The sequence below is a fragment of the Paenibacillus xylanexedens genome, from assembly GCF_001908275.1.
Taxonomy (GTDB): domain Bacteria; phylum Bacillota; class Bacilli; order Paenibacillales; family Paenibacillaceae; genus Paenibacillus; species Paenibacillus xylanexedens_A.
Genome location: NZ_CP018620.1, coordinates 221,855 through 247,220, shown reverse-complemented (window position 1 = coordinate 247,220; position 25,366 = coordinate 221,855). Strand labels below are relative to the sequence as shown.

The window sequence follows — 25,366 nt, the reverse complement described above, 5'->3', positions numbered from 1 at the left end:
ACTTGTGTAGTTCGTTAGAAAATAATTACGCCAATAAAGGGATGTCCTCCGTCATATTCATGACTTGTGGGACTTCTCCCTTTTGCATTTACACCCGTTTTGTCTTGTACCGACTCCGCATCGCAGCCTGAACTACAATGGCAGCAGCAATCAGCACCAGATTGAACACAAACACGGAGTACAGCGAGCCAACTTCCATAAGTAGCGCTGCAACCAGTGGAGATACGATGGAGCCGATCTCGGCCGCAGAGACAATTTTGCCTATGACGGAGCTTCGACTCTCGTCCGGGATATGATCACCAATATGAGCAAAGAACGAATCCATGTAACATGCACCGCCAACCCCGCCAATCAACATGCCAACGTAGACCCATAGATGGGAGGACGTGCTTAGAAATACAACAACTTCGATTCCAATCAGGAACATGCCGAGCATGCAAAGCAACAGACGATCGCCTAACCGGTCAGAGAGATAACCGACAAAGGGAGCAGCGGCAAGCGTAGAAATCCCTGAGACGGTGAAGGCGAGACTGGTTGCAAAGGGGTCCCAATGCATGATGTGAGCTGCATACAGTGCAAAATAGGTGAGGAATACCGCATACGCGCTCATCTCCAGAAAATGTACCGTACCGTAGCCAACAAGCTGTTGACGCTGTGTGAGCCTTGCAGACAAATCTTGAGTGTGCTTTGCATCAGACGGTGATGAAGATAAAGGAGGGGCAGTCGATACAGTAGTATCAGGGTGGGAGTCACTTGTGGTGGGTTCTACAACTTCATCCGTGGAGGGTACTGAGTGTGCTGAGTTGTCCAGAGGTTTTTGCTTAATGACAGCCGAATGATCTTCTAATAGGTGATCACTTAACGTATCCCCAGACTCATGAGTAGCTCTAGCTTGTGCCGTCGTCTTCATCCCCATCGCAGCGACCACGGCCATCAGACAACATACGGTAACGAGCAGAAAAGGCACCGACAATGGCCAGTGCAGCGCGAGCCAGCCACTTATGACGGGGCCAAGCACCATACCGCCGCCCTCACTGCTGCTGATATACCCATTGTACAGTCCGCGGTTGTCTGCAGTGCCTCCATCCCCGATGATGGAACGTACGACCACGGTAAGGCCCGTGGAAGCGAGCCCCTGTAGAAGTCGGAGCAGGCCGAATAACACCGCAGCAGTAGACAGCGCGAAGCCGCCCATACAGACAGCCAGCAGGATCAGCATCAGGATGAGAGCCTTTTTACCACCTAGTTTCTTATAAATTGCCGCTGCAGGAACGCCACCAATCACTTTCCCCACATAAAAAAGCGCAAAAATAACCCCCATCATCCAGCCGGACAGGCCGAATTCCTCAATAAACAAAGGAAATAGGGGCAGGATCATGAATCCGCCCATCTGACTTAAGAAACAAATGGTCATCAGCAAAGGCAAGTTACGACGAATATCCAAGAGCCAAGACTCCTCTCACACATAAAATGGAATCCTAAAAATCCTTCATTTACTCCATATGGGTACGTATTATCGACATTACACGTAATGTATGCAGGATTTTTGAAAATAAGAAGAAATGACACGCGGCGTTTACATCAAAACCATTGCGGATATACCTGAATCATATATAATAGATGGGTTATCTATAAGGATGCATGAACGAAAAGTGTACAGACTTAAGAGGTACCTCAAGTATAAGGGGGCGATGTGAAGCATGTCAGAACAACAACCGATTATCCGCTTCGAAGCGGTGACTCAGCAATACGATCAGGATGAAGCCGTATTGAAGGCGGTCAGCTTTGAGATTGAGCGGGGTAAATTTTATACGCTTCTTGGCCCATCGGGCTGCGGGAAAACAACGATATTGCGGCTGATTGCCGGTTTTGCGGAGCCGACACAGGGCAGTATTTATTTTAACGGTGCGCTCATCAACCGGGTGCCTGCTCACCAACGGCAGGTGAATACCGTATTTCAGGATTACGCGTTATTTCCACATTTGAATGTATTTGAGAACGTGGCTTTTGGTTTGCGGATCAAAAAGATGAAAACGGCTGAAATTCGCAGCAAAGTGTTGGAAGCCCTCAAATTCGTCAATCTATCCGGGTATGAAAACCGGGAAATTGGCGAAATGTCCGGCGGACAACGACAACGTGTCGCGATTGCACGCGCCATTGTGAACGAACCTGAAATTCTGCTACTGGACGAGCCGCTCTCGGCACTCGATCTGAAATTACGGACCGAAATGCAGTACGAGCTGCGCGAGTTGCAACAGCGACTGGGCATTACGTTTATCTTTGTTACGCATGATCAGGAAGAGGCCTTGGCGATGTCGGATGAGATCTTTGTCCTGAATGGCGGCGTGATTCAACAGAGCGGTACACCGAATGATATCTATGATGAGCCAATTAACCGCTTTGTGGCAGACTTTATCGGGGAATCGAACATTGTATCAGGCAAAATGAAGCAGGACTTTGTGGTGGAATTCGCTGGCGCACAGCACGAGTGTGTCGATCAGGGTCTCCAGCGGGACGAGCCGGTAGAGATTGTCATTCGCCCAGAGGATCTGGAGATTACAACCGAAGACCAAGGCAAGCTCAAGGTTAATGTGGACTCCCAGTTATTCCGCGGGGTGCATTACGAGATATCCACGTACGATGATGCGGGCAATGAGTGGCTTGTTCATTCAACCAAGAAAGCCATTGTCGGCGCACGGATTGGACTGTATTTTGACCCGGAAGCGGTACACGTCATGCGCTTTAACGAGACCGAAGAAGAGTTCGACAAACGACTCGAAGCCTACCAAGAGGCCGCTCATGCAGACTAAGGCCAGCACACGCAATGCGTATCTGATTCCATATGTATTATGGATGGTGTTGTTTGTTGTGGCGCCGGTTCTGCTGGTCATCTATTACTCGTTCTTCGACGTTGAAGGGAACTTCACGTTTGGCAACTACGCCCGGTTCTTCACACCTGTGTACTTGCAGATGACGCTCAGTTCGTTCTGGTATGCATTTCTGATTACGGCGTTCTCACTGCTTATCTCCTACCCGACGGCGTATATGCTGACCCGGACGAAGCACAAGCAGCTATGGTTGCTGCTGATCATTCTGCCAAGCTGGATCAATCTCTTGTTAAAAGCGTATGCCTTTATCGGCCTGTTCGGAACGTACGGTCTGACCAACTCTCTACTTGAAGTAGTGGGGATTGGTACACAGCAGATTTTGTTCACCGATTTCAGCTTTATTTTTGTCTCGGTATACATCTTCATTCCATTCATGATCCTGCCGATCTTCAATGCGCTGGAAGAGATGAATCCATCGTTGATCTATGCGGCGCGTGATCTGGGAGCCTCATCGTGGCTGACATTCCGCCGAGTTATCTTTCCACTGACGATTAGTGGAGTAAAATCAGGCTGTCAGGCTGTATTTATTCCTGCGCTGTCTCTGTTCATGATTACCCGCCTCATTGCGGGGAACCGTGTAATTACGCTGGGAACAGCGATTGAACAGCATTTTCTCGTCACCCAGGACTGGGGGATGGGTTCAACGATTGCCGTCTTTTTGATTATTGCGATGGCCATTATTATGTTCCTGACTGGATCAGGCAAGAAGGAGGTGCGTAATGGGAAGAAACGGAAAGTTGTCTAACGTCTATCTAGCCGTTGTATTCGCCATATTGTACGCACCGATTGCGTATCTGATCTTCTATTCCTTCAATAGTGGCGGCCATATGCGCAGCTTCGAAGGATTCACGCTTGAATGGTACAGAGAGGTGTTCGCCGATACACGGCTGCTCATCATTGTGCTGAATACATTTATCATTGCGCTCCTGTCATCAGCGATCTCGACGATCCTTGGTGTAGCAGGAGCACTGGCGATCTACCATGTGCGTCGCAAACGGACCAAGAACACGCTACTGTCACTCAATAACGTGCTCATCGTTAGTCCGGATGTCATCATTGGTGCATCGTTCCTGATTCTGTTCACCATGATTGGTATCAAACTGGGCTTCACTTCGGTTCTGCTGTCTCATATTGCATTCAGCGTACCAATTGTCGTAATCATGGTACTGCCGAAGCTGCAGGAGATGAGTCCAACTCTGATGGACGCGGCACGCGATCTGGGTGCTGGTTCATGGCAGATTCTGACGCGTGTGGTGTTGCCATACGTGAAACCGGGTATTTTTGCCGGATTCTTCATGGCATTGACGTACTCGCTCGATGATTTTGCAGTAACATTCTTCGTCACGGGTAATGGATACTCCACACTCTCGGTAGAGATATACTCCAGAGCAAGGCAGGGCGTTTCGTTGTCCATCAATGCTCTGTCTACCCTGTTATTCCTGCTCACGGTGCTGCTGGTGGTTGGATATTACTTCATTAACCGCCGTGCAACACGGATACCTCCAGGAGGAAAGGGGCTGCGACCATGAAGCAACTGGTACGGACATTTGCGCTTGTTTTTGTGGCCGCGTTCGCCCTAATGATCCTGGCTTCGTATCTGAACAAGAGTCAGGGGTATTCTGGCGGCAACACACTGACCATCTATAACTGGGGCGATTATATCGACCCCGATCTGCTCAAGGAATTTGAGGACGAGACTGGCATTAAGGTTATCTATCAGACGTTTGATTCCAATGAAGCGATGCTGACCAAGATTGAGCAGGGGGGAACCACGTTTGATGTGGCGATTCCTTCTGAATATGCGATTAGCAAAATGAAAGAGGAAGACCTACTCGTTCCACTCGATCATAGCAAATTGACCCACCTGGATAACATTGATCCGCGGTTCATGGACTTGTCCTTTGATGAAGGCAACAAGTACTCCATCCCTTATTTCTGGGGAACGGTGGGGGTTGTGTACAATCCCGAACTGGTGGATGGATTAACGTTTGATAGCTGGAATGACCTGTGGGACCCGCGCTTGAAAAATCAAATCCTGCTCCTTGACGGTGCACGCGAAGTCATTGGTATGGGATTGAACAGTCTCGGGTATTCTCTGAACGATACCAACGAAGACCATCTGCAAGAGGCTCTGAAAAAGCTGTCTACACTGACGCCTAACGTCAGAGCGATTGTCGGGGACGAGATCAAGATGCTGCTTGCGAACGAGGAAGCTGCGGTTGGACTTGTGTGGTCCGGAGATGCGTCCGAGATTATGGATGAGAACGACAAGCTTGATTACATGGTGCCTGAAGAAGGCTCGAACCTATGGTTCGATAACATGGTTATTCCGAAGACGGCGAGTAATATTGAAGGGGCACACCAGTTTATCAACTTTATGCTGGACCCGGACCATGCCGCTCGCAATGCGGAGTATGTCGGGTATTCCACACCAAACGCTGAGGCACTTAAGCTGCTGCCAGAGGACATCTCGGAGGATGAACGTTTCTATCCAGACGAGACACTGACAGGCAAGCTGGAGGTCTACGATAATCTGGGCAAAAAAATGCTCTCGCATTATAACGACCTGTTCCTGGAGTTTAAAATGCACAGTAAATAAGAGACGTCAGGCAAATTGGCTGAATACACGGGGATGCGATGGTTGCAATGCAACGAAGTGGAATGCATCGTATGATGCCAATTGCAGAGGTATTCATTCGGTTGAAACAGGGAAGAGCGGTGTGGGACTGGGTGCTCAGATACAGCAGTATGCTGAACCTTATATCTAACAACTCGCCTTTGTCATTCATCTGTCGGTGGATCGTTTAGGTGGACGTACTAAATGCTAACGAACTCACAGCACCTTAATAGGCTGATATGGATAGAGCACCAACTGTAACGAACCTCAGCGACGCTATATCGGTATAAACGGGTGCAAAACGCGGAAGTGAACTCTAAATGTATGGGGTAACGTTTCTCTGATTCGTTAAAACTCAAATAGCAGTAAATAACCGCCAATAGCGTGTGCATAGTTCGTTAGATTTGCAAAAAAAGACAAAAAGGGAGGCTGCTCGTCATTTCATTTGAATGACAAGCAGCCTCCCTTTTTTATTACTTACTTCAGAGCAATAGCGCTCGAAGTGCCATATAAGATGAACATTTAAGATCACACGTTAACGGAGGGGACAGAACAAACGAAGGAAGCGAAGCGGTCGCCTTTATCAACGGATTTTCCCATTGCTAGATGGGATTCAAAAAAATCCGGGGATAACAGCGATCCGAAGTTGTTCTGTCACCGCAGTGGCTTAGTTGATCCCAATTATTTATCTTATATAATTGCCACTACATGCGCTTTTTGCGACCTACCATGATCCATGCCCCGCCCATAATCAACACAATCGCCACAAACGGCTGGATAAAGCTCAAACTGCTCAGCATCGTGCCAATCGACATCACCGCGAAGAACAATAGCGATATCACCGTTAGAATGTTGATGGGGATCAGCAACCATTTGTTCCGACCACCGAACCAGTACAATTCGAACAAACCAACAGCTACAGCCAGAATGAAGCCCGGCCACATCGTACCCCAGTTGTTAAACAGCATAGCGATCTGACAGACGATACCAACCATGAGCAGCAATCCACCAGGAACCAGAAGTCCAACCCCTCTGCCAATCATGGAGAAGTAGAGCCAGTGGAAGAACAGTCCTAGTGGAATCACGAATAACGTGGGCCAGAAGGTCGCAAAGATCGTACCCGGACCGAGTGAACCTCCCTGGTTCAGAATCAGGTACACGCCCAGCAAAATGAGAACAGGCGCAAGGATCGTACGTTTAGCCATAATATCTCTCCTTCTTAATACAAGATCAATTTCCGAACGGTTGTATGTAGAGCAATACTTTCGTTACTCACAGCATACCATGAACTGGAAAAGTCTATCCTCCGTCTTTGGAGTTAAAGTGAACCTAGACCAAAGTCTAGGTAAGTATTTGGGCAACTACCTCTTTGTAGATGAGTGTGTAGTTGAACATACTAAAAACCCACTCTGTTGAAGAGTGGGTTCTGTCATTCTTTTTATCAAAAACGAAGCTTGTTATTTCACCACATCTGAATGTTTCTTGCCCCAGCTGTTCAAACCGTCATCCTCAATAATGGAGATGGCAGCGTCGGCGATATCGGGGTTCGTCATCAGTTTCTCCTGAATACGGAACTTGATGTCATCCGCATCAGCTAGGCTGAGTCCTTTGGTCAGTTCAATCAGACCTTCCACATGATAATAACGGCCTTCCTGAATGATACGCATCATCTGAATGTCAGCAACATGTGTATCTGCCAGAATGGTTTGGGACAATTTGTCTTCAATATCCTGTGGAGCCGCAACACCAATCAATCCGATCATATTATCGTAACCGACACGGAAGGCTACAGCGATCATCAGACATCCAATAATCGTTGTCACAATGCCATCGAGCAATGCAAAATTGGTTAATGCAATGACTACAACGGAGATCAAGGCGAGTGTCGCACCGAGTACTGCTACAACATCTTCGTAGAATACGAGACGGGTTGGTGGCGCAGCACGGCCTACATTTTTGATGGCAGCAGGGACCAAGGCAAATCCGGCGGCTTTGGGTGCGCGTGCTTCTTTTAGAATTTCCTTCATGGCTTTGATCAGGATGGCCCCGTCAATAACAATGTTCAGAACAAGCACTCCGATGTTAATCCAGAGACCGCCGGTATGACCAACAGGATGCTGGAGCAGGTGAATCCCCTCATGAATGGTCTCATAGGCCATAATCGTCACGACAATAACGGCGATCATACAGAAAATGTTGATGACCCGTCCGAATCCGGTCGGGAAGCGGCGTGTAGGTTTTTTCTCGGACAACACACTTCCGACAAAGACAAACCCTTGGTTAATGGCATCAGCGAGTGAATGCATCGCCGAAGCGAACATGGCACCACTGCCACTGAATAGGAAGGCTCCCCCTTTGCACACAGCAAGAACAGCATTACCTGCCATCGCTACAGCGGAGGATGTGTTTCCTTTTTTGACGAGAGACATAAAGCTCTCAGACTTCGGTTGTTCAGCCACTTCGTGTGTTCCTCCCAGATCAATGTATTAGGTGTAGAAAAGGCAGTTTATCTATACAGCATGTGCATTTCCACTAAATGTTATTATAACCGCTTTGACATATCCCAGCATTATGCAAAAAAGGTCATATCATCATGTGCATCTCAGTACTCAATGGCATCCAATTCACGTAAATTCCGGTTGGACTGTTCCAACAGTTCCGTAAACGTCCCAGCGACATAATATACAAAATCCGGATCATGTACGTACATAATAATCTGCCCAACCGTTCCTTGCTCTGTCGGATCAAAGTCGAACATCAGATACAGCGAACCACCTCCAAGCATGCCAAACGTGATCCATTTCTTTTGAAAAAGGTAGGGTTTGATTCGGGGATCAAGCTCACGGATCTCTTCTTCGGTAAAATAATCATCCATGCGGTTCTCCACCAGCGTGGACTGCTCCTTTTGAATTTTTTCCAGGGATAACAGGTAAAATGGCTCGGATTCCCGTCCTTCCTCAAGGCTTGGATACAAGACGTGAAAGCCATAACCACTCCCATTTTTACGTTTATAAAACGCACGAAAATCAGCAGGTAATCGAATACCTTGTTCACGCTCGAATGCGTCGAGCTGCTCATCCGTCACGCCTTCAAACTCGCGGTATGCCTCCAAGAGCTCCCGGTTTTCCTCATCCTGTACCTTCTCCTCCAGCAACATATCCAGTTCTTCCATCAATTCATATATACGCTGTTCTGGCATCCAATTCCCTCCGTATGAGCTATTTAGATAATGTGGTGAGTGATATGCGAGCAAACTGTGCCTAATTTCACCTCATATTATAGTTATAATCCGGAAAAGCACACAAGAAACCGGAGTCCTTGCTTACATGCAACAATGGTCTCATTATTCAAAGGTGGTTGTTGCATATCAGCACACCTGTCTCCATTCCAATCGATTACGTACAATCATCATGAAAGTCACTCCTAACAACAAATAAGCGTGGGTTACAGGGGTAATCCCTGTAACCCACGCTTATTATTTATCTACTTTATAAATGAAACTAATCTTTTACACGAAAACGTAGAGGGCAGAAATAACCTGAAGAAGCGAAGTGTTCGCCTAAAAGATTTCTGCAAGAAAGCTACATCGGAAGCATAAGCTTATCACCAAATTTTCACCTTTATATAAAGTAAATAAAAAAATCTGGGGATAACAGCGATCGGAAGGTTGTTCTGTCATCGGAGTAGCGAGTGTAAATACTTTAGTTCGTTTTACATAGTCCTCTTTATTCAAACTTCCAACAGGACAAGCTCAGATTGCCATACTGATAGGCTTTAAACAGGAGCGATGCACGTTTGTTCTGATCTCCCGCACCCATGGCGAGTAACAGCGGTACAAAATGCTCCGGCGTAGGCACGGCGGCTTGAGCTGAAGGTGCCAGTTTATCATAGGAGAAGAGAGACTCCGTATCCCAGCTCACCAGCTTGTCATGCAGCCAGTTGTCGAACTCTGATGCCCATGGGTCAACGCCGTTACTTTCCCAGTTCAATCGACGTAGATTGTGGACGGTTCCTCCGCTGCCAATGACCAGAATGTCTTGCTCACGCAAGGAAGCGAGCGCTTGTCCGACCTGATATTGCTGCTCACCTGTCAGATAGCGATTCACGGACAAGGCAACTACGGGAATATCCGCATCCGGATAGAGCAGGCGTAGAACAACCCAAGCGCCATGATCCAGGCCACGGACGTCATCGGTCTGTACTGGAACCCCTGCTTCTGCAAATAAACGCTCCACCTCGGCTGTGGTCTCTGCCTGTCCTTGAGCCGGGTACTTGATCTGATACAGCTCGGGCTGGAAACCGCCGAAATCGTAGATGGTCTCGTAGTTGGCTACCGAGGATACAAGCTGAGTTGTGGATTCCCAGTGAGCAGAGAACAATACGATTGCTTTGGGTTTTGGCAGTTCCTGTCCAAGTTTTTGCAAAAATTCGGTGTACGCATTCTCCTCCAGTGCCAGTGATGGGGCACCGTGAGCAATAAACAGAGATGGCATCATTATGAATTCAGTCCTTTCGGGTCTTCGGTAGTCAGATTTGCATCCGTCCGAAGCCAGTGTTGAAATTCTTGATATAGATCGGGGGTCACCTGGTGTCCACCGTTGTAAGGTACATATGTGACGTGATTGGTGTGTTGACGGAAGAAATTGGCGTTATCTTCGCCCAGTTGTAACGGGAATAGATGATCTTGATCTCCATGCGAGATGAACACAGACAGCTCCGAATCGGGTTGCAGCTTGTACTCGTCTTTCACAAATTGCGGGATATACCCACTCATCGCTACAATGCCTTTAATCGCATCTCCCATCACCAGCGATAAAGTCATCGCCATAATTGCGCCCTGGCTGAATCCGGCGATATAACGCCGCGTGGGATCAATAGCATATTTGGCGGACAGATCAACAATCAACTGTTGCAGTCCCTGAACGGAGGCATCATACAATTCACGGATGGGGTTGCCAATGCTTTTAATCTGAAAATAAGCATAACCATTACCCTGAACGATAGGTCCACGGATGGCGACGATAATAAAATCAGACTGCATAGGCTCCATCAAACGAAGCATATCTTGCTCATCTGATCCCATACCATGTAAGGCGAAGATTACAGGATAACGTTGATCTGCATTGTAATGGGACGGTAATCGGACTTCATGTATATAAGGAGAATTCATTGAAAACACCACCTGAAGAGGAATGAGTTAAATATATCGTTCTGACAATAAAGTTCACCAATATGAAATAAATATTCTTATTTATGAACAAAATTTATCATGGTTTCATTGTAGGGTCAATACTTTTTTTGTATGATGAATATATGTTGTTTATAAAAAATCTTGAATGGTTCTACAATAAATGCCGCTGCGCATGGTTCATATCTTATTCCCGAGGACGTGATCAGGATGTTAAAGAGTATCGTGCCTATTTTGAGAATATTTGATGAAAATAAAGCTAGAGAGTTTTACCTTGAATACCTGGGTTTCCAATTGGATTGGGAACATCGATTTGAGCAAGAAATGCCCTTATATATGCAGGTTTCGCTCGATTCCATCGTGATTCATCTCTCCGAACATCATGGAGATTGTACACCTGGAGCTGCCTTGCGCGTGGAAACAGATAACTTGGATACATTCCATGGTGCACTTCGTCAGAAAGAGTACAAACATGCGAGACCCGGTATAGAGGAGAGGCCTTGGCAATCAAGAGAAATGACCGTGACGGATCCGTTCGGAAACCGGATTATATTTGTTGAGGCAAGCGCCGAATAGATAACTTGAAGAAGGGACGCGTACGACTGGTGTCATATATAGACAATAGAAGGGGAGGGACGCGATATGGATATTGGCTTGGCTATTCGTACGATCCGCAAACAGAAACAGATTACGATCATGCAGATGTGTGAGGGAACAGGTTTGTCCAAAGGTTTTATCAGCAACGTAGAAAATAACAAAACGTCACCTTCCATTGCTACGCTTGAAAGTATTGCGGATTATCTGGAAGTGCCACTTCCTTATTTGCTGCTGACACCGGAGCAACGGATGAATGTGGTACGCAAGAACGAGCGCAAGGAGACGACAGCCGGAAGCGGACAGATCAAAGTACAGCAGCTTACAGCCAAAGGTGCAATGCGTATGTCCATTGTGGAGTTACCGCCAGGTGCTTCGACCGGGGTTAGCAAACATGCTGGGGAGGAAAGCCATCTGGTGTTGCAGGGCAAGATTCGTGCGGAGCAATGCGAAGATGTGGAAGTTCTTGAAGTGGGTGATTCGTTTACCTGGAATGCAATCGTGCCCCATGAAGTGACCAATATCGGTGAGGAGCCTGCGGTGGTGCTCATTGCGGTGTCCAAAGAATTGGGTCTGGATCATTTGTAAAATACAAAAAGGACGGCTCCCAAGTCATGAACATGCGAGCCTGCATACATGTACAATGGGAAACGTCCTTTTATATTTCTAACGAACTGAGTGAGCTCTATTAGATGATTTTAAGTAGGTGCAGAGATGTAACGAACCTCATACGCTTTATTTCACTGCTGTGTGTGTATTTTGGCTACATTCCACAGAATTCTGGCGAAATAACGTTGCTGAGATTCGTTACGTTTCTCATTTCCTGCATATGACAACAATAGGGTGCGAGAAGTTCGTTAGAAAAGACAGAGGGAGACTCTGCCTATTGCGGATTAGTCGTCCAGATGCCTGCTGCTTTGACAAAGACACGGTCGGACAGCTTGAGCGTTGCAAGTGCAAGTTCAGCTACATCTTCCGCTTGCATCATGCGATCTTCGTCGCCAATTTTCAGTCCGGCATTGGTCGCAAGCTCCGTATTAACGGTGCTTGGAGTCAGTGCTGTTACACGAATGTTGGACTTGCGCACTTCCTGCATCAGAGATTCGGTCATGCCAAGCAATGCAAACTTGGACGCACAGTATGCCGAACCTGTAGCGAATCCGCGTTCACCTGCAGTGGAAGCAATATTGATAATGCTGCCGCTACTTTGCTTGATCATGCTCGGAAGGACAGCGCGTGTAACGTAATATGTACCCATAACGTTAACATGCAGGATGCGCTCCCACTCTTCCGGCTCCATCTCCATGAACGTTCCGAACTTTCCGATCCCCGCATTATTGATAAGGATATCCACCGCACCGAGTTCCATCTCGATGGCTGCTACAGCGGCTTCGGCCTGCGTGCGATCCGAGATATCTGCTACAGCACTGGTTACTTTCACACCGTATTCTTGACTCAGAGACTGTTGCAGAGCCTGAAGATCGGAAGCGGTACGTGCAATAAGGCCGAGGTGCACTCCTTCTTTGGCAAGAGCTTCAGCGATGGCACGGCCGATACCTTTTCCGGCACCTGTGATGATCGCTGTTTTATTTTTAAGTTCCATGTGGGTAATTCCTCCTTAGAAATGGACTAGCATTCAATTATACTATTATTACCCACAGTTCGGAAATTGGCTTCATCACTATTTGGTAATCTCGATGCTGCCAGAAGAAGTACGGGCCTTGATCACTTCCCGGCTCACCATTGGCGATTCAGGTACATCGACAGTTCCGGAAGTAGCCTTAGCGTCGTAGATTCCGTCAAAATCAGGTGCAGCTTGAATGAAAATATCGCCTGATGTTCCAGAAGCATTAATTGGGGCGGAATGGGACTGTTCAATATGAATGCTACCCGAAGTGAATTGAACATCGGCCGCACCATTCAATTCAGTGATCTCAATATCTCCTGATTGAATCTTACTGTTTACTTGACCGGCAATCTGATCTGCCGTGAAACTTCCGGATGTCTGTTTCACGGTCATGTCTCCATTAATCATGGAAGCGTTAATGTCGCCAGAAGTTAGAGCCAACTCAATATTGGGTACCTTGATGTTTGCCAGACGTATGGAACCTGAGGTGTTATTCAGCTCAAGCTGATTGGCACGCAGATCCGTTAGATCCCAGTCACTTGAAGAGGAGTCCAGCTTAACCTCATTTAATTGGTGTTCTTCAGGCAGGGCAACGGTTATTGTGGAGTCTTGATCATTCCAGTACAAGGTGAAAAATTGCAATCGTTCACGTTCTGTCTGTGCCAGTTGGAATGTGCCGTTGGATATGGTGGCCTGTTCGAAGCTTTTGACAACGGTAGGGTCCCATTTACCATCCACTTCGATATAACCATTCGAATCCGGGCTTACAACAAATTCAATATCTGCACTGAAATTAGCATTCATGATAATGTTCTGTAATTCATCTTCTTTGAAATCCCATCGTTTGGAATAATGCTCCCGTTCATCCCCGAACTGAACGCCATAGATGGATGTCCCAAGTAAACCTATTCCGATACATATCACGGCAAGCGCAAGCCATTTTTTGGTACTCATGCGGAAACATCTCCTTTCATCGTGTTTTTATTCCATCTAATATATTGAAGAGTGACGATTTTGAAGGCTCTAAAGACATACTTCGATGCGATGGCAAACAAAATGCCGACACCGAAAGCGCCAATCGCAACGAAGATCTCTGCTTTATCGAGTTGGCTTAGGAATACGAAATCCACAACCGCTGCCACAGGAGCCAATACCAGCAAGGATAGGCTGGCAATAACAAGCCATACCGACCACATCATGAGACCAAGAGGAATGCCAAGAATCAGATTCAGGAATAACAGGCCGATGGCTGTGAAAAAGTTGCGAGTGGCTCTGGTGCTGTTTCTAGGTGACCGCATTTCGCGATACGTCGGTGCATAGAACGCATCTGAACCCGGTGTATGAATGTCATAACGATCACCAAGTGCTTCCTTGGCGATCTCTTCCGGGTGTCCCAGTTCCCGAGCGATCTCTTCTTCCAGCCTGCCTTCTCGTAGTCCAAGCTCGAAATGTTGATCATAGTCTGCGAGCAATTCGGCCCGTTCCTGCTGTTCCATCGGCCGTAGATGAATTTCCATGGCTTTCATAAATTGTTGTCTATTCATTGGGGATTCCTTCCTCAATCAGATTTGCGACATTGCGCACAAATTCATTCCATTCTGTCGTCAGTGCCGTCATGTAGTCGCGACCTGTATCGGATAGTCGGTAATACTTGCGCGGCGGGCCTTCAGTTGATTCTTGCAGATAGGTGGTGCAGTAACCGTCATTCACAAGCCGGCGAAGCAAGGGATACAGTGCACCTTCAGCAACTTCGATATGTTTGGAGACCGCCTGAGCCAGTTCGTAGCCATACCGATCCTGGCGGTTAATTAATACCAGGACGCACAGCTCCAATACTCCTTTTTTGAACTGGATGTTCACATTCACACAGGTTCCTCCTTAGTAGCTTCATTTATCGCTAGTGTATATTGTTCAGTAGTGGTGAATTTATCATAGCACCCAGTACTGTTTAATGCAAGGTAGTGACTTTAAAATAGTTCCGTATCACGATTGATCGATAATAAGTTCGTTTAATACTGATGCTTAGCTGAAGCTGTCTGTTTAGCTATAATTCAGCATACGCAAAAACCGGATCGGTTACTTCCGTCTGGAGGCGGATTCCGATCCGGTCTGTGAGATGAACTTTTGTTTCTTTGGTTTACAGGTTAATCGCTAAATGTCGGTTATTCTTGTGCATCCAGAACTTTAAGGTCTTCCACAGCAGGGCCCTCAATGACATGGCCTGCATAATCGAAGCGGGAACCATGGCATGGGCAATCCCACGAACGTTCCCCCTCGTTCCATTCGACTTCGCAACCTAGATGGGTGCAGGTGGTATCCACCAGAAACAGCTTGCCACTGGTGTCCTTGTAGGCGCCAGCACGTTTGCCATTATGACGAACGACGGCTCCTTCGTCTTCACCAATATCGCTAACCTTTTTGTGCACAATGCCTACTTTACCGGAGATTAATTCTTTGGCTACATTCACATTTTCCACAATAAAGTGTTTCATACCAGGATCGGCCTTGAATCTTGCCGGATCGAATATGGCAGCATGAGGGTTGTCACGTCCGGTGATGCGATCTGCGAGAATATGACCGGCCATGGTACCCGTTGTCATTCCCCATTTGGCAAATCCGGTCGCCACATATACACGTTCATGTCTTCCGGTAATCGGTCCAATGTAAGGCACCTTGTCAATGGAGATCAGATCCTGGGCTGACCAACGAAAAGGGATGTTGCGAATGCCAAATGTCTCCGCTGCGAACTGCTCCAGGCGTTCATAATGACCGAAGGTGCAGATACCTTGTCCGGTTTTATGATTTTCGCCGCCAAAGAGGATAAGTTCCTTGCCGTCATGTAAGACGGTACGCAAGGAGCGGTACGGTGTATCGTCCGAGATGTACATGCCGCCCGCATAGGGTTTCTCCGGTTCGACTAATACAGCGTAGGATCGTTCGGCGTGTAATCGTGTGAAATAAAATCCGGGATCATAGACGGGAAAATGAGAGGCCACGACAATATGTTCCGCTGTTACGGATGGGCCATCTCCATAAGTTCTGACATGTAGTGAAGCATCCTCCTCCACATCGGTTACGGTGGTGTGCTCATAGATACGAACCCCTTGTTTCACAGCGGAATCGAGCAAGTAGTGCAGGTAGGCCAGCGGATCAAAGCGTGCCTGACCCGGCATGCGGATACCTGCCCTTGCGGGAACTGGAATAGGGAGTGGGTCTACCCACTCACCAGGGATATTGAGTTTGCCATAGGCGGTCAGCTCGATCTCCAGTTTTTTGATGTTTTCTTCCGATTGAATGTAGACGTAGGCATCTTCCTCTGCCCACTGGCAATTAATCTGTTTTTCCTTCACCAAATTGCGCATCCACTTCGCGGCATCGGCATTGCCTTCATAGTACATCCGAGCCTGTTCCTGTCCGAAGTGATGCATAATTTCATCAAATATGACGCCGTGCTGTGCAGATACCTTGGCAGTGGTATGACCGGTCGTGCCATCCAATACTTTTCCAGCTTCCAGCACGACTACACGCATACCCGTCTGCGCGAGCAGATAGGCTGTAGTGATCCCGGCAATACCGGCACCAATAATCGCTAAATCCGCGGTGATATCTTCGGTCAGTTTTGGATAGGCATCGAATTGATGCGTAGCACGCCACAGCGATTCGGGGACCGGGGGCAGACCCGTCTTGGGCTGCTGATTGTCGCTCATTTTTTTTCCTCCTTGATTATCTTCAATCTATCGCATGGAATGTTATTCAGCGCACATCGTTGTACTCTTATTCATGATTGCCAGACTATGCCAGGAAAAAACGGTGTTGTTCAGATTTTGCAGGGGGGATGTTCACAATTTCCTGCACAGAACCTCTATTTTTTTTGTTAAACATGCTATATGATAGGATTACCGAAATCGTTTTAGGTTTTGAAAAGGAGATCAAGTTTTACACCTGTAAACGTTTATTATAAAAGGATTAATTGATCCATCGGAAGAAAAATTTTATCCGAATTAACCCTCGTTTTTTCTTGAGATATGTATTCGCTATCATTTTAATTTACTACCGATAACCAAAGGAGATTCGATATGACGACCAACCAAACGAAATATCCGTTTCAAGATACAGCACTAGAATTAGACACCCGGGTGAAGGACCTTGTATCCCGCTTGAAGGAAGATGAAAAAATTGAATCCATGCTGCAATATCAGCCGGCAGTAGACCGCCTGGGTGTGCCTGCATATAAACATGGAACAGAAGCGGCACACGGCTTGGCCTGGCTTGGAGAAGCAACATCCTTCCCACAACCGGTGGGGCTTGCATGCACATGGGATGCGGATCTGATGAAAGAGATTGGCTCCGTGCTCGGAGACGAGGCGCGTGTATTTTATAAACGAAATCCGGCAGTGAACGGTCTTACGCTGTGGGCACCTACAGTGGATATGGAACGTGACCCGCGCTGGGGAAGGAATGAAGAGGCGTATGGTGAAGACCCGGAACTGACAGCCGAGCTGACAACAGCATTGGTCAAAGGAATTCAGGGCGACCATCCAAAGTATTACAAAGCGGTCGCTACCTTGAAGCATTTCCTCGCCAATAATAACGAAGTGGATCGCGGAAGTGGTTCGTCCAGCATTGATCCGCGCAATATGCGTGAATATTATCTGAAAGCGTTCGAGAAGCCGTTCAAAGAAGGCGGCGCACAGTCGATGATGACGGCGTACAACTCCATTAATGGTACACCAGCGTTGTTGCATCCTTTTGTGAACGAGATTGTCAAAGGTGAATGGGGCATGGATGGTTTCATTGTCAGTGATGCAGGCGATGTAATGGGCATCAAGAACGATCATAAATACTATGATTCCCACACACCAGGTACGGTAGAATCTGTGAAGGCAGGAATTGATAGCATCACCGATGATGCTGAGCTGTCCAAACAGGCACTACGTGAAGGATTGGCACAAGGCACACTCACGATGGATGACATCGACAAAGCGTTGTTTAATACGTTCCGTGTGCGTTTCCGTCTGGGCGAGTTCGATCCGGAAGAAGGCAACCCGTACGCTGCTATTGGTGAAGAGTCCATGATGACAGAGAAAGCAAAAGAACTGTCGCTCAGAGCCGCAAGAGAACAAGTGGTGTTGCTCAAAAACGACAAATACACGCTCCCGCTGGACAAAACAAGAGCTGGTAAAGTGGCTGTGATTGGTCAATTGGGCGGAACCGTCTATCGTGACTGGTATGCAGGCACCATGCCGTATAACGTATCCCCACTTGAGGCGATCCGTGGCAAAGTAGGCAGCGACAAAGTGGCGTTCAAGGATGGTAATGATCGCATTACGTTAACTTCCGTAGCCAATGGGAAGAAGATTGGACTGGCGGAAGGTGAGAAATCACCTGTCATTGCTTCGGGAGAAGCGGAGACATTTATGGTTTCCGACTGGGGCTTCGGAAGTTATACCTTGCAGGCGGAAAGCAACGGCAAATATCTGACCACAGATGAAGAGACCGTAACGGCTTCCGCTGATGAAGTATACGGCTGGTTCGTGAAGGAAGTATTCCACTTGTTGCCACAACAGGACGGAAGTGTAGGTCTGACCACTTGGAATGGCAAAACGGTGACTGCACCTAATGGTGGAAACGATGCATTCGTAGTGTCCGAAGAACTGAAGTCTTTCGGTGCTACAGAGACATTCAAGCAGGATATCATTGTAAATGGACTTGAGGAAGCGGTAGCAGCTGCCAAGGCTGCGGAAACGGCAATTGTCTTTGTTGGTAATAATCCGCTTGTAAATGGTAAAGAAGAAATTGACCGTCCAAGTCTGGATCTGGCTGAATCGCAGCAACGTCTGGTTGAGGCGGTCTATGCCGCGAACCCGAACACGGTTGTGGTCATCGTGGGTAGTTATCCGTTCACATCGAATTGGGTTCAGGAGAACATCCCGGCGGTATTGTATACTTCGCACGCAGGACAGGAACTGGGTAACGCAGTGGCTGACGTTTTGTATGGCGACTATGCGCCAGCAGGCCGTTTGAACATGACATGGGTACAATCGGCAGATCAACTGACCGACATCAAAGATTACGATATCATTCAATCCGGTCGCACGTATCAATATTTTGAAGGTAATGTATTGTATCCGTTTGGACATGGTCTGACGTATGCAACGTTTAAATACAGCAATTTGCAACTTAGCCCAACTCAAGTGGGTACAGAGGGCAACGTTACGGTAACTGTGGATGTGACTAATACCGGTTCAATGGCTAGCGACGAGGTTGTACAGTTGTATGTTCGTGCAGGCAAATCCCGGGTGAAACGTCCACTCAAAACGTTAAAAGGATTCCGTCGTCTTCATATCGAAGCGGGAGCTACAGCGAAAGTCAGCTTCACCTTGCCTGTTCAGGAACTGGCAATCTGGGATGTAACTCGTGATCGGTATGTCGTGGAAAGTGGAACTTACTCCATCATGGTTGCCAAGTCATCCTCTGATGTCCAACTGGTTGCAGACCTGACGGTAGAAGGAGAGACGATCCCTGCCCGTAATCTGGGTGTGGCTACTCGTGCCGAGAATTATGATGCTTACCTGGGTGTTGACCTGGATGAGAGCAAAGAGGGCGGAAGTGCTGTCCGTGTAGTTGGTGAGCAAGGATGGATTGCCTTTAAGGATGCCGATCTGGGTAGTGGGGCAGCAGCAATTGAAGCTCGTGTATCCGCAGAAAAAGCAGGCGCTGTGTTGGAAGTTCGACTCGGTTCACCAGACGGTACGCTCGCAGGTCGTGTGGAACTGGCACAAGGTGAAGCCCAGCAGTGGTCTACCGTGAAGGCGGAACTCACAGGTGCATCAGGTGCGCAGGATGTATACATTGTGCTGTCAGCAGGTGTGCGCATCAGTCACTTCGAGATCCGTTAGTCAAATAGCTCATGACAAGGGGCTGTCTCAAAAGCCCTTAAAAGCGTATCGGCAAAAAGAAATAACACTCGTAGGTTCAAAAAAGGACAAAGCAGAGGTTTATCTTGCTTTGTCCTTTTTGCGTTTTTCCGTCATTGCGGCTTTTTTAAGCAGATTGTGGGCAAGGCAAAGCCACCCGACCTCCAGACTTACTTTTTGCAAGCCACGAAGCAGGAATCTTCGGAATCCCCGGTTGTTTTTGATTTGTCCAAACACACTCTCTGGCTCCGTCATGCGCTGAACAGAAAGAGTGTATCCTTCCTCGCTCCGCAGTCGTTCTCGCATCTCGTTTTTTTGCCGCATATAGGTCAGACTGATCGCGATCTCCCGATTGCCTTTGGCTTTGGTGCATGTTGCTTTCAGAGGACATGCACTACAATCTTCACTTCGATAATGGCGGGTACGAATCGTGTAACCACTTTCCGTAATCGTCTCGCTTTCGTACCGAAAACGTAATATCTTCCCAGCCGCACAGGTCCATGTATCTTCCGTTTCGTTGTAGCTCCAGTTATCCACTTTGTTAATCGCTTGCTGAAAGGCCCTCGTTTTCTCCTTGTGGTACGTCCCATATTTGACGATCGCTTGGATGTTTTTCTCTTCGAAATAGCTGTAATTTTCTTCGCTTCCATATCCTGCATCCGCAATGACGGTCTTCGGTCTTTTGCCGAGCGTTTCTTCCAAATGATCGAGATGGGGCTTCAGACATTTCGTGTCTGTGGGTCGCTGGTGCACCGTGTAACCCAAAACAAACTGGTTTTCCGTTCCAATCTGCACATTGTACCCAGGCTTCAATTGACCATTTCGCATATGATCTTCTTTCATTCGCATGAACGTTGCGTCCGGATCGGTTTTGCTATAGCTATTCCGCTCCCCTGCGGTTTGGATTTGGTACTCATACTTTTGCAGCCGCGGTAGCAAGTCTTTGCGTAACTGGCGTACGGCTTTCTTTACGATTTTGTTTTTCGGTTTTTCTTGTAAAGATTTCTCCAGTTGCTGAACCGCTTTCTCCAACTTTTCTGCCGTGAGTGCGGAAGCTTCCCCGAGCTCAGGGAGGTCTGTACCCGAGTGGAGTGCATCTTCTTCACTTTCGGCCGCTTCGATGGCTTGGAACAGGGTATGTACTTTTTCTTGCAGTTTGGCCTGGTACTTGACGACAGCCTTTTTCCAGACGAAGGTGTACCGATTCGCATTCGCTTCAAGCTTGGTTCCGTCCAGAAAGTAGTGTTCCAAGGATACGTATTGCTCCTGAACAAGCAACTCCAGCACATGGGTAAACACCGTTTCCAGTACGTCTTTCATCCGCTCGGAACGGAAGCGATTGATGGTACGGAAATCCGGTTGTTGCCGCCCAGCGAGCCACATGAACATGATGTTTTCCCGAGCGGCCTTGGCGATTTTCCGGGAAGAATAGATGCGCTGAGTGTAGGCGTAGATGATGATTTTGGTGAGCATTTTGGGATGATAGCTATGGCGGCCTCCGCCAGGATACGCCGAGTAGAAAATGGAATCGCTCAGGCGATTGACTGCGTCATTTACAACACGAACGAGGTGATTTTCGGGGATATCTGTCTCCAAATCCATTGGCAAGAAAAGTTGATCCATGGTATATTGAATGTACAAAAGAAGCCCTCCTTAGAAATGGTTGCTCGACACTTTCATTTTACCAAGGAAAGGCTTCTTTTTGTTTTACAATTTGGAAAACAGGTCTGTCCCTAGCCATTTTTATGACTTATGAGACAGCCCCTTTGTTTGTTGTTTACTATGAGCCGTGCTTGTATTGTCCATTAAACGTATTTTTATTTACCGTCAAACGTAATCATTTTTTGCACAAATTGCTTCAATTGTTTGTTGGTTTCATTCAGTTGCTCAATTGTGCTCATAAAATTGTTCACGAGTTCAGCCTGCTCTTGGGAGCTTGCAGTGATCTCACCAAGTTCATTCTCCATGCCTTGAATGGATTGCCGAACCGAGAGAAGAGAATCTTCAATACGGGCCGTTGCTTCTTTGGTATCCACAGACAGTTTGCGAATTTCTTTGGCTACTACGCCGAAACCTGCACCTGCTTCACCTACACGAGCCGCTTCAATGGCTGCATTCAAGCCGAGCAGATTGGTTTGTTCGGAGATTTCACGAATGAAACTGGCGACCTGAGTGACATTGCCTGATTTCTGTACGGCTTGTTTGGAATTGTTCCGGATCTCTTCGGTTGTGGCACTGAGTTCCTCGGAGTGTGCAGCTACATGCTGTACACTGTCAATTAACTGGTTGGTCAGATTTTCGGTAGCATCCATGAGCTGTTGCAGCTGGTCCTGGTCATCCATACTGTAGAGCAGATTAAACAGGGCGATGACTTCACCTTGTTCATTTTTAATGGGAATAAAAGCCACGTCAAAAGGAACACCGAATAAATCTTTAGGGTAGTGATCGAATCGTTTGACTGTACCGCCGTTGAGATCAGCAAAATTTCGATTCCCATCCAATAGAGGGTCGCCGGGTTGATAATTCAGTTGCTTTAGCGATTCCCCTGCTGAGAAATATAGGAATTTCTCATGATCAATAACGGAGAGGGTTACATCCTGACGAATCGTATCTCGAAAGAAAGGCATACATGTAATTAATGCTTGAACAATATCCATATAAAAGATGATTCCTCCCTGGTTACCTTATGTAAACGGTTAAATTTTAAATGCTAATTTAATAACTACCTATATTATATATCGTCATGCAATAGAGAAGAAAATAGAGAGAATGGATAAAACCTATTTCTTAAAGAAGACCGCTATACGCCAACAAGACACGAGTCCGCTGGGGACCCGTGCCTTGTTAGTTGGTGAGGGGAATACAACCAATGTTTACAGCATACTGAGCTGCATTTTAACGATGGTTCGAGTGGCTAGTGTTGCACTGACATCAATCAAACGCTGATTCCGGCTGCCGCGGAAGGGAAGGGAGACATCACGCTCCGCTTCAACGTATCGACCGTCAATAATCACATCGCACAACCGGGCAAGCTCCGCTCTCGCAGGGTCGGTAATCAGTTCTTCATATTCGAATCCCGTGTAGGCCCATACCGTCAGATCAGGACGTGCAGCGCGGAGCTGCTGGACCCAAGACGTACATTCTGCTGCCGAGAAAAAGGGATCACCACCACACAACGTAACGCCATCCAGCAACGGATGGGTCGTCACTTCATGCAGAATCTGCTGCTGCCGCTCCTCTGTAAAGGGCTCACCCGCTCGAAAGCTCCATGAATCCGGACTGAAGCAGCCCGGACAGGCGTGACGACATCCGCTGATGAACAACACAGCACGCAGGCCTGTCCCTTCATTCACCGATTCCGGGATGTAACCATATAGATTCACCGATGCTTCACCCGATCCCGTACTTCGGCCTGCTTCGCAGCATTGAAGCGTACTTTGTAATCTCCGGTCAGATAGCCAGTTACGCGGCGTAACCGCTGGAAGTGTACATGATTCTCGTGGGCTTCACAGCCTGGGCATACATCCCCAATGACGCCTTCATAACCACATGCAGGGCAGCGATCAATCGGATGATTAATGGAGAAATAACCGATATCCTGCGCCAGTGCATACTGTACAATTCGCAGGAAAGCTGCGGTGTTGGCCCGAACGTTTCCGTCAAGCTCCACATAGGAGATTGCACCCGCATTACATAACGTGTGGAAAGGAGCCTCCAGTTCAATCTTCCGATATGCTGGAAGCGTGTGGTATACCGGGATATGGAATGAGTTCGTATAATACTCACGATCATTAACCCCGGCAATGAGGCCGTATCGTTCCCTGTCAATCTTCGTGAATTTGCCGGACAACCCTTCAGCAGGTGTGGCAAACAGTGTGATATTCAAGTTATGCTGCTCACTCATCCGATCACAGAACTCTCTCATGGTCCGAATAATGTTGAGCGCTTCGCGGTGTACATGAGGGTCCTGCCCATGATGGCGCCCATAGAGAGCTGTCATACATTCCGCGAGACCGATAAAACCAAGAGATAATGTTCCATGCTTTAAAAGCTCGGCAACCGGCTCGTTCGGGCCAAGCTGTTCTCCACCTTCCCATACACCCTCCCGCATCATGAAGTCCGATGCCTTGGCAGGCTGCAATGTCTGGATTCGGTAGCGGTGCAGCAGGCCGGAAGCGGCATTATGCATAACCGACTCCAAAGCAGTATAGAATCCGGCCCGGTCAGCGACAGCTCTGGCACCTTGGCAGATGCCAAACCGGATGCCGAGCTTAACGAGGTTAATGGTGTTGAAGGACAGGTTACCTTTACCACTTTGACGATTGCGACCAAATCGGTCAGCCAGTGTACGTGTGCGGCATCCCATAGTTGCGATGATTGTATCCGGATCTTCCGGATGATAGAAAGGCAGATTGAAAGAGGCATCCACATTGACAAAGTTAGGATACATCCGCCGGGATGAACAGGTGACTGCGAGCCGGAACAGATCATAGTTCGGCTCTCCTTGAGCCTGATTGATCCCCTGTTTACATTGGAAAATATGTTGAGGGAACACGGGAGTCTCCCCGTTGCCCAGGCCACGAATGGTTGCTTCCAGCAACGAGCGTGATACCAACCGTCCTTCCGCAGAAGTACATAATCCATAGTTCAGTGAAGTGAATGGAATCTGACCACCTGCCCGGCTGCTCATTGTATTCAAGTTATGAATCAGTGATTCAGCAGCTTGTCCTGTCTCCAGCTCAGTCTCTTCATAGGCGAAGGCATATGCGCGCGGGCACTGATTTTTCGCTTCGATGCTGTCCAGATAAAGCTGTTCATCCTCAAGCAGGGCATGCTCACCAAAGAGGCGTTGCCCTTTGCGGTAATGTTTGCGGAACGATCGTTGTACATAAGGGGCCAAATCCCAGTCAATCTTATTGGCCGATACACCGCCATATTGACTGTTCTGCTGGGATTGGAAGATGATCGCAACCAAGGCCATTGCAGACATGATCGTCTGAGGTGTGCGAACCGATCCGTTGCCTGTATTGAAACCCGCAGCAAGAAGACGGTCAAACGGGATAAAGATGCAGTTGGTTGTTCCAAGCGCATACTGATCCAGATCGTGTACATACAGATCCCCGTTCTCCACAGCTTGGGCAAGCTCTTCCGGCAACACATGACGCAGAGCATGCCACTTGGCGGTCTCCGAACCGAGCCTGCTCATCTTACCACTGAAGGAATCCCCGTTCAGATTCGCATTTTCCCTCAGCGTATCGGCGTCTTCTGCGCCAATAATTCGTCTTCCCAGGTCGGATAATGGATCGGATGCCGGTGGGGTGGCATACTCAAGCATGTTCATGTAAGGTTCCTCCTAAAATGATTTTGGTTATCATTCAATTCACGTTAGATACTATATGTAGATTCGTATTATCCATTTATAAACTATATGTGGTTTTTTGGGTGTGATAATGATCACACAGCTTACTGAACAAAATGGACTTTCCTTTAATTGCTGCGGATAAAGGTTCCCAAAGTCTGAGCGGAAGCGTATAA

The 25,366-nt window shown here is 47.7% G+C and carries 22 protein-coding genes; 7 read left to right on the top strand and 15 right to left on the bottom strand.

The window, feature by feature from the left end:
- Positions 1-88 precede the first annotated feature (88 nt).
- The gene (locus BS614_RS00915; protein ID WP_074092625.1) at positions 89-1,444 is read right to left on the bottom strand and encodes an MFS transporter; all 1,356 of its coding nucleotides are present in this window, start codon (positions 1,442-1,444) and stop codon (positions 89-91) included.
- Between the two features lie 256 nt (positions 1,445-1,700).
- On the opposite strand from BS614_RS00915, the gene BS614_RS00910 reads away from it, so the two are divergent.
- From BS614_RS00910 to BS614_RS00895, 4 genes are read left to right on the top strand one after another with little or no spacing between them, the layout of a single operon-like run.
- A complete protein-coding gene (locus BS614_RS00910; RefSeq protein ID WP_074092624.1) occupies positions 1,701-2,810 on the top strand; it encodes an ABC transporter ATP-binding protein in 1,110 nt (369 codons plus the stop codon).
- On the top strand, positions 2,800-3,633 hold the full coding sequence (locus BS614_RS00905; protein WP_074092623.1) for an ABC transporter permease: 834 nt from the start codon (positions 2,800-2,802) through the stop codon (positions 3,631-3,633). The genes BS614_RS00910 and BS614_RS00905 overlap by 11 nt, the downstream gene beginning before the upstream one ends.
- Positions 3,608-4,417: an ABC transporter permease gene (locus BS614_RS00900; protein ID WP_062836831.1), complete on the top strand. Its 810-nt coding sequence runs from the start codon at positions 3,608-3,610 to the stop codon at positions 4,415-4,417. Before BS614_RS00905 ends, BS614_RS00900 begins: the two co-directional genes overlap by 26 nt.
- The gene (locus BS614_RS00895; protein WP_074092622.1) at positions 4,414-5,487 is read left to right on the top strand and encodes an ABC transporter substrate-binding protein; all 1,074 of its coding nucleotides are present in this window, start codon (positions 4,414-4,416) and stop codon (positions 5,485-5,487) included. Before BS614_RS00900 ends, BS614_RS00895 begins: the two co-directional genes overlap by 4 nt.
- Before the next feature lie 722 nt (positions 5,488-6,209).
- Here the strand turns inward: BS614_RS00895 and BS614_RS00890 are convergent.
- The 5 genes from BS614_RS00890 to BS614_RS00870 all read right to left on the bottom strand — a co-directional run bounded on the left by BS614_RS00890 (position 6,210) and on the right by BS614_RS00870 (position 10,675).
- On the bottom strand, positions 6,210-6,710 hold the full coding sequence (locus BS614_RS00890) for a hypothetical protein (RefSeq protein ID WP_074092621.1): 501 nt from the start codon (positions 6,708-6,710) through the stop codon (positions 6,210-6,212).
- Between the two features lie 252 nt (positions 6,711-6,962).
- The gene (locus BS614_RS00885; protein WP_157115998.1) at positions 6,963-7,964 is read right to left on the bottom strand and encodes a cation diffusion facilitator family transporter; all 1,002 of its coding nucleotides are present in this window, start codon (positions 7,962-7,964) and stop codon (positions 6,963-6,965) included.
- Between the two features lie 143 nt (positions 7,965-8,107).
- A complete protein-coding gene (locus BS614_RS00880; RefSeq protein WP_074092620.1) occupies positions 8,108-8,704 on the bottom strand; it encodes an SMI1/KNR4 family protein in 597 nt (198 codons plus the stop codon).
- 526 nt (positions 8,705-9,230) lie between these two features.
- On the bottom strand, positions 9,231-10,001 hold the full coding sequence (locus BS614_RS00875; RefSeq protein WP_074092619.1) for a DODA-type extradiol aromatic ring-opening family dioxygenase: 771 nt from the start codon (positions 9,999-10,001) through the stop codon (positions 9,231-9,233).
- Positions 10,001-10,675 (bottom strand): alpha/beta hydrolase, encoded by a 675-nt coding sequence (locus tag BS614_RS00870; RefSeq protein ID WP_074092618.1) that lies wholly within the window; start codon positions 10,673-10,675, stop codon positions 10,001-10,003. Before BS614_RS00870 ends, BS614_RS00875 begins: the two co-directional genes overlap by 1 nt.
- Before the next feature lie 228 nt (positions 10,676-10,903).
- Between BS614_RS00870 and BS614_RS00865 the strand changes: the two genes are divergently transcribed.
- Together BS614_RS00865 and BS614_RS00860 are read left to right on the top strand one after the other, a co-directional pair.
- Positions 10,904-11,269, top strand: coding sequence for a glyoxalase superfamily protein (locus BS614_RS00865; RefSeq protein WP_074092617.1), 366 nt, complete (start codon positions 10,904-10,906; stop codon positions 11,267-11,269).
- A 66-nt stretch (positions 11,270-11,335) separates the two neighbouring features.
- Complete coding sequence (locus BS614_RS00860) at positions 11,336-11,875, top strand: helix-turn-helix domain-containing protein (RefSeq protein WP_017691808.1); 540 nt, start codon at positions 11,336-11,338, stop codon at positions 11,873-11,875.
- A gap of 295 nt (positions 11,876-12,170) precedes the next feature.
- Here BS614_RS00860 and BS614_RS00855 read toward each other — a convergent pair whose 3' ends face one another.
- The 5 genes from BS614_RS00855 to BS614_RS00835 form a co-directional block, all read right to left on the bottom strand.
- Entirely contained in the window at positions 12,171-12,890 is a 720-nt protein-coding gene (locus BS614_RS00855) for a 3-ketoacyl-ACP reductase (RefSeq protein WP_074092616.1), read from the bottom strand.
- 78 nt (positions 12,891-12,968) lie between these two features.
- A complete protein-coding gene (locus tag BS614_RS00850; RefSeq protein ID WP_074092615.1) occupies positions 12,969-13,868 on the bottom strand; it encodes a DUF4097 family beta strand repeat-containing protein in 900 nt (299 codons plus the stop codon).
- On the bottom strand, positions 13,865-14,458 hold the full coding sequence (locus tag BS614_RS00845) for an HAAS signaling domain-containing protein (RefSeq protein ID WP_074092614.1): 594 nt from the start codon (positions 14,456-14,458) through the stop codon (positions 13,865-13,867). The genes BS614_RS00850 and BS614_RS00845 overlap by 4 nt, the downstream gene beginning before the upstream one ends.
- Positions 14,451-14,780: a PadR family transcriptional regulator gene (locus BS614_RS00840; protein ID WP_036612821.1), complete on the bottom strand. Its 330-nt coding sequence runs from the start codon at positions 14,778-14,780 to the stop codon at positions 14,451-14,453. Before BS614_RS00840 ends, BS614_RS00845 begins: the two co-directional genes overlap by 8 nt.
- Before the next feature lie 296 nt (positions 14,781-15,076).
- Positions 15,077-16,621, bottom strand: a complete 1,545-nt coding sequence (locus tag BS614_RS00835; RefSeq protein ID WP_074092613.1) for an FAD-dependent oxidoreductase — start codon at positions 16,619-16,621, stop codon at positions 15,077-15,079.
- Between the two features lie 369 nt (positions 16,622-16,990).
- Here BS614_RS00835 and BS614_RS00830 point away from each other — a divergent pair, with 369 nt between their 5' ends.
- Positions 16,991-19,813 carry a glycoside hydrolase family 3 C-terminal domain-containing protein gene (locus tag BS614_RS00830; protein ID WP_074092612.1) on the top strand — a complete coding sequence of 941 codons (2,823 nt, stop codon included), beginning with the start codon at positions 16,991-16,993 and terminating at the stop codon, positions 19,811-19,813.
- Positions 19,814-19,912: 99 nt separating this feature from the next.
- Here the strand turns inward: BS614_RS00830 and BS614_RS00825 are convergent, their stop codons facing one another.
- The 4 genes from BS614_RS00825 to BS614_RS00810 form a co-directional block, all read right to left on the bottom strand.
- Positions 19,913-21,472, bottom strand: a complete 1,560-nt coding sequence (locus tag BS614_RS00825; protein WP_074092611.1) for an IS1182 family transposase — start codon at positions 21,470-21,472, stop codon at positions 19,913-19,915.
- A 176-nt stretch (positions 21,473-21,648) separates the two neighbouring features.
- Complete coding sequence (locus tag BS614_RS00820) at positions 21,649-22,488, bottom strand: methyl-accepting chemotaxis protein (RefSeq protein WP_074092610.1); 840 nt, start codon at positions 22,486-22,488, stop codon at positions 21,649-21,651.
- A gap of 216 nt (positions 22,489-22,704) precedes the next feature.
- Positions 22,705-23,214 (bottom strand): anaerobic ribonucleoside-triphosphate reductase activating protein, encoded by a 510-nt coding sequence (nrdG, locus tag BS614_RS00815; protein WP_074092609.1) that lies wholly within the window; start codon positions 23,212-23,214, stop codon positions 22,705-22,707.
- Complete coding sequence (locus BS614_RS00810; RefSeq protein ID WP_074092608.1) at positions 23,211-25,172, bottom strand: anaerobic ribonucleoside triphosphate reductase; 1,962 nt, start codon at positions 25,170-25,172, stop codon at positions 23,211-23,213. The genes nrdG and BS614_RS00810 overlap by 4 nt, the downstream gene beginning before the upstream one ends.
- Positions 25,173-25,366: the final 194 nt, after the last annotated feature.

Coding starts and splice junctions, on each gene's coding strand:
- BS614_RS00910 (WP_074092624.1), top strand. CDS start 1,701: ATGTCAGAACAACAACCGATTATCCGCTTCGAAGCGGTGACTCAGCAA.
- BS614_RS00905 (WP_074092623.1), top strand. CDS start 2,800: ATGCAGACTAAGGCCAGCACACGCAATGCGTATCTGATTCCATATGTA.
- BS614_RS00900 (WP_062836831.1), top strand. CDS start 3,608: ATGGGAAGAAACGGAAAGTTGTCTAACGTCTATCTAGCCGTTGTATTC.
- BS614_RS00895 (WP_074092622.1), top strand. CDS start 4,414: ATGAAGCAACTGGTACGGACATTTGCGCTTGTTTTTGTGGCCGCGTTC.
- BS614_RS00890 (WP_074092621.1), bottom strand. CDS start 6,710: ATGGCTAAACGTACGATCCTTGCGCCTGTTCTCATTTTGCTGGGCGTG.
- BS614_RS00880 (WP_074092620.1), bottom strand. CDS start 8,704: ATGCCAGAACAGCGTATATATGAATTGATGGAAGAACTGGATATGTTG.
- BS614_RS00875 (WP_074092619.1), bottom strand. CDS start 10,001: ATGATGCCATCTCTGTTTATTGCTCACGGTGCCCCATCACTGGCACTG.
- BS614_RS00870 (WP_074092618.1), bottom strand. CDS start 10,675: ATGAATTCTCCTTATATACATGAAGTCCGATTACCGTCCCATTACAAT.
- BS614_RS00865 (WP_074092617.1), top strand. CDS start 10,904: ATGTTAAAGAGTATCGTGCCTATTTTGAGAATATTTGATGAAAATAAA.
- BS614_RS00860 (WP_017691808.1), top strand. CDS start 11,336: ATGGATATTGGCTTGGCTATTCGTACGATCCGCAAACAGAAACAGATT.
- BS614_RS00855 (WP_074092616.1), bottom strand. CDS start 12,890: ATGGAACTTAAAAATAAAACAGCGATCATCACAGGTGCCGGAAAAGGT.
- BS614_RS00850 (WP_074092615.1), bottom strand. CDS start 13,868: ATGAGTACCAAAAAATGGCTTGCGCTTGCCGTGATATGTATCGGAATA.
- BS614_RS00845 (WP_074092614.1), bottom strand. CDS start 14,458: ATGAATAGACAACAATTTATGAAAGCCATGGAAATTCATCTACGGCCG.
- BS614_RS00835 (WP_074092613.1), bottom strand. CDS start 16,621: ATGAGCGACAATCAGCAGCCCAAGACGGGTCTGCCCCCGGTCCCCGAA.
- BS614_RS00830 (WP_074092612.1), top strand. CDS start 16,991: ATGACGACCAACCAAACGAAATATCCGTTTCAAGATACAGCACTAGAA.
- BS614_RS00820 (WP_074092610.1), bottom strand. CDS start 22,488: ATGGATATTGTTCAAGCATTAATTACATGTATGCCTTTCTTTCGAGAT.
- BS614_RS00810 (WP_074092608.1), bottom strand. CDS start 25,172: ATGAACATGCTTGAGTATGCCACCCCACCGGCATCCGATCCATTATCC.